The sequence below is a fragment of the Streptococcus oralis genome, assembly GCF_022749195.1.
In the GTDB taxonomy this organism is placed as follows: domain Bacteria; phylum Bacillota; class Bacilli; order Lactobacillales; family Streptococcaceae; genus Streptococcus; species Streptococcus oralis_CI.
In genome coordinates this window covers 1,865,170-1,876,737 of sequence record NZ_CP094226.1, presented here as the reverse complement: position 1 = coordinate 1,876,737, position 11,568 = coordinate 1,865,170, and the positions used below count along the sequence as shown (strand labels likewise).

Below are 11,568 nucleotides of genomic sequence, written 5' to 3'. Positions count from 1 at the left end.
CTAGTTTTCCTCCTTTACTATGATTTTAGTAGTTTAGTGCTAGACTTATTTTACCATAGATAGTAGGATTTTTCCACAGATTGGGAAAAAGAATCCACAATGTTAGTAGTATTTATCCACAGGTTGGGGATAAATAGGAAAATCCTTGATTTAATAGGGTTATTGATAAAAAAATTGGTGGATAAATTTGTGGGTTGAGAAAATAAAAGAACAGCCTTATTTTAGGCTGTTAATAATTCTATCGTATTCTTCTTGACTTGAAAAGGAGATAATAATCTTTCCAGTATCTTTTTTTGAAAGTTTAATTTCTACACTTAAACCGAGTAGTTTTTTTAATTTATCTTCTTCGTCTTTGATGAAAGAATCACTTTTTTTCTGCTTCTTGTGTTTTTTCTCTGTAAGAATTGCTTCTAACTTTCTCACAGAAATATCTTCATTTTTGATTAGTTGGAAGAAATAGTCTTGCTGCTCTTTGTCTAAACCAACTAGAGAACGTGCATGCGCTTGAGAAATTTTTCCATTTTCTACTTCAGTTAAGATATATTCTGGTAGGGAAAGCAAACGAATAAAATTAGTGATATAAGGACGAGATTTCCCCATTTTATCCGCTATCTCAGTGTGAGTAAATCCTTTTTCTACTAAAGATTCATAGGCGCGTGCTTCTTCAACAGGATTTAAATTTTCTCTCTGCAAATTCTCAATGATTGACTGGATCATCATTTCCTGATCTGAGAGGTGCTTTACAACGGCTGGAATAGAAGTCAGACCAGCCAAGAGAGAAGCCCGATATCGTCTCTCTCCTGCAAGGATTTCATAACCAATTACAGGAGATTGACGAACGATGATTGGTTGGATGAGCCCATTTTCTTTGATTGACTGAGCTAATTCCTTTAGTTTATCTGCATCAAATTCTTTCCGAGGTTGGTAAGGATTCTTTTGTATTTCAGAGATAGAAATCATTTTAAATTTTTCCATGATTCTACACTAACATATCTTTTACTTTCTGTAAAGTTTTCTTTACACTGATGTCAATTAAGACTCTAAATCACCAGAATTCTTATCTAGTTTAATTGAGGTTGTTTCCTCCTTACCGTTACGGTAGTAGGTTACTTTGATAGTATCTCCGATAGCATGATTGTAAAGAGCGTGTTGTAGGTCTGTTGATGAAGCAATCTCTTTATCGTCAACTTTGGTAATGACATCGTATTTTTGAAGATGTCCATTTGCTGGCATATTGTTTTGAACAGATCGAACAACTACACCTGAAGTGAGGCCACTTGGAATGTTAAGTTTTCTAAGATCACTAGCTCCAACATTTGATAGATTGACCATTTGAATTCCAAGAGCTGGACGAGTCACTTTACCATCACTTTCAAGCTGTTTAATGATATTTTGTGCATCGTTTGAAGGAATTGCAAAACCAAGACCTTCTACAGATGTTCCACCATTACTTGCAATTTTACTTGATGTTATACCAATTACTTGTCCTTGGATGTTTACAAGTGGACCACCAGAGTTACCAGGGTTAATAGCTGTATCTGTTTGAATGGCTTTTGTTGAAATAGCTTGACCATCTTCAGATTTTAGAGAAACATTTCGATTAAGACTTGAAATAATCCCCTGTGTAACTGTATTAGCATATTCTGAACCTAAAGGACTACCGATAGCAATCGCTGTTTCTCCAACACTAAGTTGACTTGAATCCCCAAATTCTGCTACTGTTGTAACTTTTTCTGAAGAAATTTTAACGACAGCAATATCAGAGAAGGTATCAGATCCGACAATTTCACCAGGAACCTTAGTACCATCTGCTAAGCGGATATCAACTTTTGAAGCTCCATTGATAACGTGAGTATTAGTTACAAGATAGGCATCTTTATCATCCTTTTTATAGATAACACCTGATCCCTCACTTGCGATTTGTTGATTGTCTGAATCAGAATTAGTTTCATCAGCATTAAATACACTACTTTGTCTACTATTAGAAGAATAAGTAATGATTGAGACAACAGCATCCTTAACTTTATTTACTGCTTGAGTGGTTGAATTTTCATTCTTATAGGATGTTTGAGTGACAGTGCCAGAATTGTTATTTGTAGCTTGATTTCCTTGTTTTTGATAAAGTTGTAATGTTACGAAACTTCCTAAGGCACCACTTAAAAATCCGATTAGAATGATTACAAGAACTTTAACTCCTTTTTTGTAAAATTTTTGTAAGTGTTTCATAAACGCCTCCGTTTGTTATTTATTTACACAGATTATAAACCTATTAACTTAATCCAAACTTAAAAGCTTAAAGTTTTACACAAGTTGTGGATAACTCACTTTATTCTGTGAATTCACTAGTAATTTTTGATGATTTTTTTGTGTATAAGATGTGAAATGAAGTGTGGATATGATAGAATAGAAGAATGAAAATAAAAATTGTAACAGTAGGAAAATTAAAAGAAAAATACCTTAAAGATGGAATTGCTGAATATACAAAACGAATTTCACGTTTTGCCAAATTAGAAATGATTGAGCTCACTGATGAGAAGACACCTGACAAAGCCAGTGAATTAGAAAATCAAAAAATCTTGGAAACAGAAGGTGAAAGAATTCTTTCTAAGATTGGGGAAAGAGACTTTGTCGTTGTACTAGCCATTGAAGGAAAAACACTCTCCTCAGAGGAATTGAGTAAGCAACTAGAGCAAGCTTCTATAAAAGGATACTCAACGCTTACTTTTATCATTGGAGGAAGTTTGGGTCTAGCTCCTGTTGTAAAAAATAGGGCCAATCTTTCTGTCAGTTTTGGACGTCTGACATTACCACATCAGTTAATGAAATTGGTTTTAGTTGAACAAATTTACCGTGCTTTTACAATTCAGCAGGGTTCTCCTTACCACAAATAGAAGATTGACTTAGCTCTTGTTTTTTGATAGAATGGTCATGTTAGGTCTCATAGCTCAGCTGGATAGAGCATTCGCCTTCTAAGCGAACGGTCGCAGGTTCGAATCCTGCTGGGATCAATTTTAGATGCGAAGCTGGGGTAAATCCCAGCTTTTTTCTTAAAAAAGTGCGTTTCAGGTGCAAAAATGTACAGTTGGGAAGAATTTTTTCTTACATGGTCTTCATTTTGTATAATAGGTGTGTAAGTTAACTTACAAGAAAAAATAATACAGGAGATTTCATTATGAAAAATACAGTAAAGTTGGAACAATTTAAAGAAGTAACAGAGGCAGAATTGCAGGAGATTCGAGGTGGAGATAAAAGACTACCTTACTTTTTTAAACATCTTTTTTCAAATAGGACAAAGTAGTAATATTATAGGGTGATAGGATGAGTTTATTAGGATTTGGAATAGTTATTCTTCATATTTTTATTTTAACAATAAGCTATGAATTAATTTGTAAAGTAACTAAAAAAGAAAGATATTTATTTATAGCTTGTATATTTGTATATCAGTCTGTAGCTGAATTTTTCTTTGACTTTATTTCATTAGCTGGGTTAGGGATTGAAAAGTTTATATTTCCTTTTATTCTATATACTTCTATAGTAGTTTTAAAGAAATATGATAAGCATAAAGGAATGTTTATCAGTTTACTATTGTCTTTATTATATCATAGTACACACACTTTTTTATCAGTAACCCTATCCTCTATAACAGGTGATGCTTTTGTGATAGAACATGAAGTGATGTTTTATTTAGGAGTACTATTACTAACATATTTTATTATTAAAAAAATTATTACTTATTTCCATTTAGAACTTACTTATTTTGATAAAGATTATCTGTATCCTTTTTTAAAAAAAGTAATAGTTGCTTTCTTTGGTTTACATATCTTATTGTTTATTTCAGATATAGTAAGTACAACTCATCATTTAAATAGCTTCGGAAGTATTTTATCAACCATTGTTTTTATTTGCTTGTTATTGATTTTATTTGCAATGAATTCTCACAAGGTTCAAATTGAAAAAGAGATTGCTCTAAAACAAAAGAAATTTGAACAAAAGCATTTACAGACTTATACTGATGAAATTGTGGAGTTGTATAATGAAATTCGAGGTTTTCGTCATGACTATGCAGGGATGCTTGTCAGCATGCAAATGGCGATTGACAGTGGAAATTTACAAGAAATTAACAGGGTTTACAATGAAGTCTTAGTAAAAGCAAATCAGAAATTGAGATCAGAAAAATATACTTACTTTGATTTAAATAATATAGAAGATTCTGCTTTACGAAGTTTAATTGCTCAATCGATTGTCTATGCACGAAAAAATGATGTAGAGTTTACATTGGAAGTAAAGGATATCATTACTAGACTGTCAATAGATTTACTTGATCTTGTTCGTATCATGAGCATTTTATTAAACAATGCTGTTGAAGGTGCTGCAGATAGTTATTTGAAACAAATGGAAGTTGCAGTCATTAAAATGGATTTTGAAACAGTTATAGTTATCCAGAATTCATGCAAAATCACTATGACGCCTTCAGAGGACCTATTTGCCTTAGGTTTCTCTACTAAGGGAAGAAATAGAGGTCTAGGACTTAATAATGTCAAAGAGATTTTAGATAAGTATGACAACATTATTTTAGAAACAGAGATGGAAGACAACACATTTAGACAAATTATTAGATTTAAGAGGGAATTCGAATGAAAGTATTAATTTTAGAAGATGTTATTGAACATCAAGTGAGACTAGAGAGAATATTAAATGAAATCTCGGAAGAATCGAATATTCCTATTTCATATAAGACAACAGGAAAAGTTCGTGAGTTTAAGGAATATATCGAAAATGATGAAGTAAACCAGCTTTATTTCCTAGATATTGATATTCATGGAATCGAGAAAAAAGGCTTTGAAGTGGCTCAGTTTATCCGTCATCACAATCCTTATGCTATTATTGTCTTTATTACTAGTCGCTCTGAATTTGCTACCTTAACGTACAAATACCAAGTATCAGCCCTAGATTTTGTTGATAAAGATATCAATGATGAATTGTTCAAAAAACGCATCGAGCAGAGTATTTTTTACACTAAGAGCATGCTGCTTGAAAACGAAGATGTTGTAGACTATTTTGATTACAACTATAAAGGAAATGATTTGAAAATTCCTTACCATGACATTTTGTATATCGAAACCACAGGAGTTTCTCATAAACTTCGGATTATTGGTAAGAATTTTGCTAAAGAATTCTATGGAACTATGACAGATATTCAGGAAAAGGACAAACATACCCAGCGATTTTATTGCTCCCATAAATCTTTCCTTGTCAATGTGGGAAATGTGAGAGAAATTGATCGAAAGAATTTAGAAGTTGTCTTTTATGAAGATCATCGTTGCCCGATTACCCGTTTGAAAGTTCGCAAACTAAAAGATATTCTAGAGAAAAAATCTAAAAAGTGATTGACAATTAGTAAGAAATTGATATAATGGTTATATCTGCTACAGATAGATGGTCCGTTGGTCAAGGGGTTAAGACACCGCCTTTTCACGGCGGTAACACGGGTTCGAATCCCGTACGGACTATTTTATCCGCCATAGCTCAGTTGGTAGTAGCGCATGACTGTTAATCATGATGTCGTAGGTTCGAGTCCTACTGGCGGAGTCAGATAAAAAAAGAACACCATTGGTGTTCTTTTTTTAGTTGACATCACCTAACATTTTCATAAGGAAGTCTGTCATTTCTTGCGGACTTTCTTTTTTTCCGTGAGCAATCCAAGTCTGGCAAACACCAAATAGGGCATTTGTTAGATAAATACTGCTGTATTCTAATTCTATTGGAGTGAGTTGTAATTTCATAAAGCGTTTCTGAAGATCGGTGCTAAGCATAATGTGAAGCTTATTTCTCAAGAAATTTTGGATTTCTTTTGTCCCATTTTCAGATAAGAGTGCAGCTAATAGTGGCTCAGACTCTAAATATTCAAATACTTCTAAAATAGCATCTCTTTTGTGATGAGCATGTTTTTGGAAAATATACTCAAAGGTATGGAATAGCTTACTTTGATATAGTTCAATCATATCATACTTATCCTTGTAGTGAGTGTAAAAGCTAGAACGACTAATTCCGGCTTTTTCTGCTAACTTGACAGTAGAAATTTGATCAAAGGGTTGGTCCATCAATAATTGAACCATAGCATTTTCGATAATTCGTTTTGTTTTTAAACGTTTGTTACTTTCTTTCATAATTCCTCCTTATACACAAAAATAGACTTTGTGTCTAAAAAATTATTTTTTACCTTGTAATTTAGATTTTTTGATGTATAATCTATTATATCAAAATTTTAGACAATATGTGTAAAAAAGGAGGAAACATGTTTAAAGAATGGAAAGCAATATTTAAAAAACCGACCTTTATCATTGTTATGATAGGGATTTCTCTCATTCCAGCTCTATACAACATTATATTTTTATCATCCATGTGGGATCCATATGGTCAAGTATCGGAGTTACCTGTGGCAGTTGTCAATAAAGATAAGGAAGCTTCTTATAATGGACAGACAATGACAATAGGTGAAGACATGGTGTCTAATTTAAAAGAAAATAAGGCTTTAGATTTTCACTTTGTTAATGAAGAGGAAGGGGAAAAAGGGCTAGAAGATGGTGACTACTATATGGTAGTGACTTTACCAAGTGATCTATCTGAAAAAGCTACTTCTATCCTAACGAATCATCCTGAACAGATGCAGATTGATTATCAGACGTCAAGTGGGCATAGCTTTATTGCAAGTAAGATGAGTGATTCTGCAATGACACAATTAAAACAAACCGTCTCTACTAATGTTACTGAAACGTACACTAAGGCTTTATTTCAAAAAATGAATGATTTGAAGTCTGGAATAAATAAGGCAGCTGAAGGAAGTGAACAATTAGCTAATGGAGCCGATCAGTTGGTGACGGGAAGTCAAACATTGACAACAAATCTTAATACTCTAGCTAACTCAAGTGTAACTTTTTCAAATGGAGCGGATCAATTTACAAAAGGCTTATCTAGCTATGTGTCTGCTATAGAGCAATTACATATTGGTTTAGGAACTTTTAATAGTGGTTTACAAAGTTATACAAATGCTGTCTCACAAGTTGACACTGGACTTGGTCAATTAGCTTCAAAAACTCCTGAGTTGGTGACAGGTGTAAATCAGCTAAATACAGGTATAAAGTCTTATACAGGTGGCGTTTCACAACTTGATACAGGTCTCAATCAATTTTCAGTTGGTGTAAATGCTTATACAAATAGTGTGAAAGAACTTTCTAACGGAACAAGTCAATTATCCAATCAATCAGATACACTAAGAGATGGAATGGAGCAATTAAATACTGGTATTAAAGAAATTTCAAGCCAATTAGAGTCCTCATCTCAACAAAGTGAAGAAATAGCGCAATTGGCAACAAGCTTAGGAGAACTAAATAAAACACTACAAGCTCTTACAATATCAGATATCACTCAACTGAAAAGTACATTGTCAGAAGCTTTGCCAAATCTAACAACTCTTGCTCAGGATATTGTGACCAAAAGTCAGACAGAACAAGAGAAAACTATTGTTAACCTTCAATCAACAACTACTTATCAATCTCTTACAGAGGAACAAAAGAAAGAATTGACAGAAGCTATTTCTAAAAATTCTAATTCTACTATTGAGTCAGCAAAAACAATTTTAACGACAGTAGGGGGATTAAAAGAAAGTATAGAGAATTCAGAACAACAAGTCTCTAATCTATCTGATGTGCAGACGAAAGCAAATCAACTCTTACCTGCAGCATCTAGCTCCTTGACAACCTTGTCAAATGGATTTACAACATTACAAACTTCTGTAAATAATCAGTTAGTTCCTGGAAGTCAGTCAATTGAAAAAGGAGTTGTAAACTATACTAAAGGACTGGATACTATTTATATTGGTGCTAATCAACTAAGTGAAAAGAATACAAGTTTAACAACTAGTCTAGATCAATTAGTTTCTGGATCAAGTAAGTTGACAGAAAATACATCAACCTTGACAGCTGGAGTTGATGCGTTAGCTGGAAAAGCTCCAGAATTAGTATCAGGTATAGAAAGTTTATCATCTGGTTCTGCTCAATTGAATAATAAGAGCCCAGAGCTGATAGCAGGTCTTACTACATTACAATTTGGCTCTAGTCAATTAACAGATAAATCAACACAGTTACTTTCTGCAGCATCTCAACTAGGAAGTGGCGCTATGAAGATTGCAGATGGTGCTGGAAAACTAGCAGATGGTGGAACAACCTTAACCTCTAGTCTTGAAAATTTACAGACAGGAGTTGATTCATTAGGACAAGGATTAGGTAATGCAAATACTCAACTTAAATCAGCTTCAACAGAATCTAAAAATGCAGAAACATTATCTGAACCTCTAGTTCTCTCAAAAACAGACAATGACCAAGTCCCTGTAAATGGGATTGCTATGGCTCCTTATATGATATCAGTTGCTCTTTTTGTTGCTGCTATATCTACCAATATGATTTTTGCTAAGTTGCCTTCTGGACGTCATCCAGAGAGTCGTTGGGCTTGGTTGAAGTCTCGCTCTGAAATAAATGGGATTATAGCTATCTTAGCAGGTGTTTTAGTTTATGGAGGTGTCCATCTTATTGGATTGACTGCGAACCATGAGATGAGGACCTTGATTCTAATTATAATCACAAGTTTAGCTTTCATGTCTATGGTGACAGCTTTAACAACTTGGAATAGCCGTATAGGAGCCTTCTTCTCTCTTATTTTACTATTATTACAGTTAGCATCAAGTGCGGGGACCTATCCCCTTGCATTGACAAATGATTTCTTTAAAGGTATCAGTCCATGGTTACCAATGAGTTACTCTGTATCAGGCTTGCGACAAACAATCTCTATGACAGGAAATATTCATCACCAAGTGATTTTCCTTATTATAACACTAGCTTTCTTTACTGCTTTAGGTATGCTAGCTTATCAACCTAAGAAAATGGAAGAAGATTAAAAAGATTGACCAAGGAATTGGTCAATCTTTTTCTGTCTTAGATAAATTTCGTCTGTGATTATAGATCCCAAAAAGAAGAAGGGCAGTTAATGAGCAGGCTGCTCCAATAACAAAACCATTGGGGATAAAGGAAAGTGTAATGGTGCCTTTTCCCTTTGGAATATCAACTTTCATAAAACCAGTCTGAGCTTGCTTGATTTCAAGTTTTTTCCCATCTTGGTATGCAGACCAACCTTTGTCATAAGGAATAGTGAAGAAAATAGAGGTATCTTGTTTTACTTCATATGTAGCAAAGACTTTATTTTTAGAGGTGGATACTTCTACAGGTTGTTCTTTAATCTTTTGAATTGCCTCAGTAAGAGCCTGAGTATCTAAACGATAGAAGGTTGGAGATTCAAAGGACACCTGAGAATTTCCAGGGAAACTAACACTGATATTAAAATTTTTTTGTTCTTCAGTATAACCCAAATTAAAGAAATTAAATGCATTGTCAATTGTAAAAGTCTTTTTTTCTCCATTGACAATGATGTCAACTTTCTTTTGTTTATCATTCGTAAAATGAAGATTTGAAAAAGAGAGATAGACTTGGCTATTTTGAGGAACCTCAATTTGATAATCAATCTTTGCATCTTCATTCGCAGAACCTGTGATGCTGGTTAAACCATATGAAGTATCTGTTTTATCAGATGCTATTTGGGAGAAGTAATCTAAGTTGAGATTAGCAAGCTGGTTTATAAATAAAGCCTGATTATCTAGAGTGTGATTGTTAAAGTTTACATCTGTGTAAATAGATTGAGTGGCAAAGGCAATGGGTAAAGAGAGTTGATTTTTATATAAGGTTAAATGATCCTTTTGATAAATCTCTTGAAAGCCATACTTATCAAGTGAAGTTTCAGAAATATTGTACTGGATTCCAAATAAACTATCTGCTAAAATACTATTATTTGCATAACGGAGATTGAGGTTAGTTCCAGAGGATTTGAATCCCAGTTTATCCAAACTAGTGCTAGCTGAACGATTTCGTACAGACGAAAATTGAGAGATTCCATTGTAGTTAAATTTCATACTGTCATTTCCAGTCTGAATTTGCAGTTTTTCAGTACGTGTAAATGAATTGTCAATTTGGTTTAGAATGGATTCCATAGCGGTGATATCTCTATTATAGGCGCTACGAGAAGCAAAGGCCCATTCTTTAGCTATTCCTTCCATTTGAGATGATGCATTTAAGCTTATCTCAGCCGTTATAAATAAAGACAAAAGAATTGCAAATAGATTTACAGAGATAAATTTTCTAATGACTGCAAGAAGTAAAAGAGCATAAACTAGTAGAAATTCAAGAGTGAGCAGGATATTCAAATCAGTTAAAAAAGAATAGTGTGATTTAAAATAGACAGTGGTCAAAAATCCTGTTAGTACAAGAAAAAGTGAGACAAATAGATTCCATAGCTTTAGTTCTTTCAGACGATTTAATACTTCTGCTGCAGTATAAATTAACAGAGTGGAAAAAATCCAAGCATAGCGATGCAAAAACATATTTGGGGTATGCATCCCCTGCCAAAATAAATCAAGTGCTTCTATGTAAAAGCTTGTTATTAAAAAAGTAAAGAAAATTGCATAGGTAAGTTTCACGTGAAACCTTATAGATTTTATTGTGAAAAATAGAATGGTTAAAATAAAGGGAAGCAATCCAACAAAAATCATTGGTATAGATCCATACTTAGTTGTATCAAAAGATCCAATGAATTGTTTTGCGAAAATATCCAGATACCAGCTACTGTCTGTTTTTAATTTTGTGATGGCAGTTAACTTCTCCCCATGAGTTTGTAAATCAAACAGTGTAGGAAGAGTCATAATCAAACTAGCCATTCCTGCTAAAAAGGAGGTAACAACAAAATCAAGAAAAGATGATTTTCGAGTTTTAAAGTCCCAAGAAATTTGGCAGAGATACCAGAAAATAAGAAACAATGCTGTCATATACCCAAAATAATAATTTTGAATAAATAAGATTGACAAACTTGTAAAGTATAGTAGGCGCTTCTTTTGTGTTATAAGTAGGTGTAAACCAGTTATAATTAAAGGAATCAAGATAAAAACATCTAGCCAGGTTTTAATCTCTAACTGACTGACAGTGAAGCTCATTAAAGCATAGGAAGTAGATAAGGCAAGTTTTAAAAATTTTGGGATATCTTTAAATAATCTATTTAGACTAAAGAAGGTTGACAGACCAATCAATCCAAATTTTAAGAGAGTGGTTAGATATACAGCATCTGGCATATTCGACAGATTAAAAAAGTAGACTAAGGGTGAAAGAAAACTACCCAAGTAATAACTAGATAGAGCATAGAAATTCAGTCCGAGGCCACTTGTAAAGGTGTAAAACAAACTATCATTTCCATGTAAAATATTTCGTAAAGCTACATCAAAAATAACGTATTGATGGAAACCGTCTCCTAATAGTGGAGATGTATTGCTATTCCAGTAGATACCTTGAGTTAGATATACTCCAGTCATAATTAGTAAAGGAATGATGAAAGAAACAAAATAGGTCCAATATGTTTTAAAAAATGATTTCATGTTACCTCGTAGAATGATAGAAAACTCAGTTGGTTACCCCAACT

9 protein-coding genes and 3 tRNA genes are annotated in these 11,568 nt (G+C 33.4%); 8 read left to right on the top strand and 4 right to left on the bottom strand.

The features are described from left to right. Positions 1–216: 216 nt before the first annotated feature. Both MP387_RS09125 and htrA read right to left on the bottom strand, forming a co-directional pair. Entirely contained in the window at positions 217–975 is a 759-nt protein-coding gene (locus MP387_RS09125) for a ParB/RepB/Spo0J family partition protein (protein WP_242746624.1), read from the bottom strand. 57 nt (positions 976–1,032) lie between these two features. After that, positions 1,033–2,226: a serine protease HtrA gene (gene htrA, locus MP387_RS09120; RefSeq protein WP_242746621.1), complete on the bottom strand. Its 1,194-nt coding sequence runs from the start codon at positions 2,224–2,226 to the stop codon at positions 1,033–1,035. Positions 2,227–2,411: 185 nt separating this feature from the next. On the opposite strand from htrA, the gene rlmH reads away from it, so the two are divergent. From rlmH to MP387_RS09085, 7 genes are all read left to right on the top strand, one after another. Then, positions 2,412–2,891 (top strand): 23S rRNA (pseudouridine(1915)-N(3))-methyltransferase RlmH, encoded by a 480-nt coding sequence (gene rlmH, locus MP387_RS09115; protein ID WP_242746617.1) that lies wholly within the window; start codon positions 2,412–2,414, stop codon positions 2,889–2,891. A gap of 43 nt (positions 2,892–2,934) precedes the next feature. Then, a tRNA-Arg gene (locus tag MP387_RS09110) sits at positions 2,935–3,008 on the top strand. Between the two features lie 164 nt (positions 3,009–3,172). Next, positions 3,173–3,298: a competence-stimulating peptide ComC gene (gene comC / locus MP387_RS09105; protein ID WP_008282505.1), complete on the top strand. Its 126-nt coding sequence runs from the start codon at positions 3,173–3,175 to the stop codon at positions 3,296–3,298. A 20-nt stretch (positions 3,299–3,318) separates the two neighbouring features. After that, on the top strand, positions 3,319–4,638 hold the full coding sequence (gene comD / locus MP387_RS09100) for a competence system sensor histidine kinase ComD (protein ID WP_242746613.1): 1,320 nt from the start codon (positions 3,319–3,321) through the stop codon (positions 4,636–4,638). Further along, on the top strand, positions 4,635–5,387 hold the full coding sequence (gene comE / locus MP387_RS09095; RefSeq protein WP_000866079.1) for a competence system response regulator transcription factor ComE: 753 nt from the start codon (positions 4,635–4,637) through the stop codon (positions 5,385–5,387). The genes comD and comE overlap by 4 nt, the downstream gene beginning before the upstream one ends. A 51-nt stretch (positions 5,388–5,438) precedes the next feature. Continuing rightward, positions 5,439–5,510: transfer RNA gene (locus MP387_RS09090), tRNA-Glu, on the top strand. A gap of 5 nt (positions 5,511–5,515) precedes the next feature. Continuing rightward, positions 5,516–5,589 (top strand) — tRNA-Asn (locus tag MP387_RS09085). A gap of 35 nt (positions 5,590–5,624) precedes the next feature. Here the strand turns inward: MP387_RS09085 and MP387_RS09080 are convergent. Next, a complete protein-coding gene (locus MP387_RS09080; RefSeq protein WP_000665080.1) occupies positions 5,625–6,167 on the bottom strand; it encodes a TetR/AcrR family transcriptional regulator in 543 nt (180 codons plus the stop codon). A gap of 128 nt (positions 6,168–6,295) precedes the next feature. Between MP387_RS09080 and MP387_RS09075 the strand changes: the two genes are divergently transcribed. After that, a complete protein-coding gene (locus MP387_RS09075; protein ID WP_242746611.1) occupies positions 6,296–8,950 on the top strand; it encodes a YhgE/Pip domain-containing protein in 2,655 nt (884 codons plus the stop codon). A gap of 21 nt (positions 8,951–8,971) precedes the next feature. On the opposite strand, the gene MP387_RS09070 is transcribed toward MP387_RS09075, so the two are convergent. After that, complete coding sequence (locus MP387_RS09070) at positions 8,972–11,524, bottom strand: YfhO family protein (protein ID WP_242746607.1); 2,553 nt, start codon at positions 11,522–11,524, stop codon at positions 8,972–8,974. Positions 11,525–11,568 lie beyond the last annotated feature (44 nt).

Bases quoted from the DNA above. Each gene is read 5' to 3' on its own strand.
- MP387_RS09125 (WP_242746624.1), bottom strand. From the start codon at position 975: ATGGAAAAATTTAAAATGATTTCTATCTCTGAAATACAAAAGAATCCT.
- htrA (WP_242746621.1), bottom strand. From the start codon at position 2,226: ATGAAACACTTACAAAAATTTTACAAAAAAGGAGTTAAAGTTCTTGTA.
- rlmH (WP_242746617.1), top strand. From the start codon at position 2,412: ATGAAAATAAAAATTGTAACAGTAGGAAAATTAAAAGAAAAATACCTT.
- comC (WP_008282505.1), top strand. From the start codon at position 3,173: ATGAAAAATACAGTAAAGTTGGAACAATTTAAAGAAGTAACAGAGGCA.
- comD (WP_242746613.1), top strand. From the start codon at position 3,319: ATGAGTTTATTAGGATTTGGAATAGTTATTCTTCATATTTTTATTTTA.
- comE (WP_000866079.1), top strand. From the start codon at position 4,635: ATGAAAGTATTAATTTTAGAAGATGTTATTGAACATCAAGTGAGACTA.
- MP387_RS09080 (WP_000665080.1), bottom strand. From the start codon at position 6,167: ATGAAAGAAAGTAACAAACGTTTAAAAACAAAACGAATTATCGAAAAT.
- MP387_RS09075 (WP_242746611.1), top strand. From the start codon at position 6,296: ATGTTTAAAGAATGGAAAGCAATATTTAAAAAACCGACCTTTATCATT.
- MP387_RS09070 (WP_242746607.1), bottom strand. From the start codon at position 11,524: ATGAAATCATTTTTTAAAACATATTGGACCTATTTTGTTTCTTTCATC.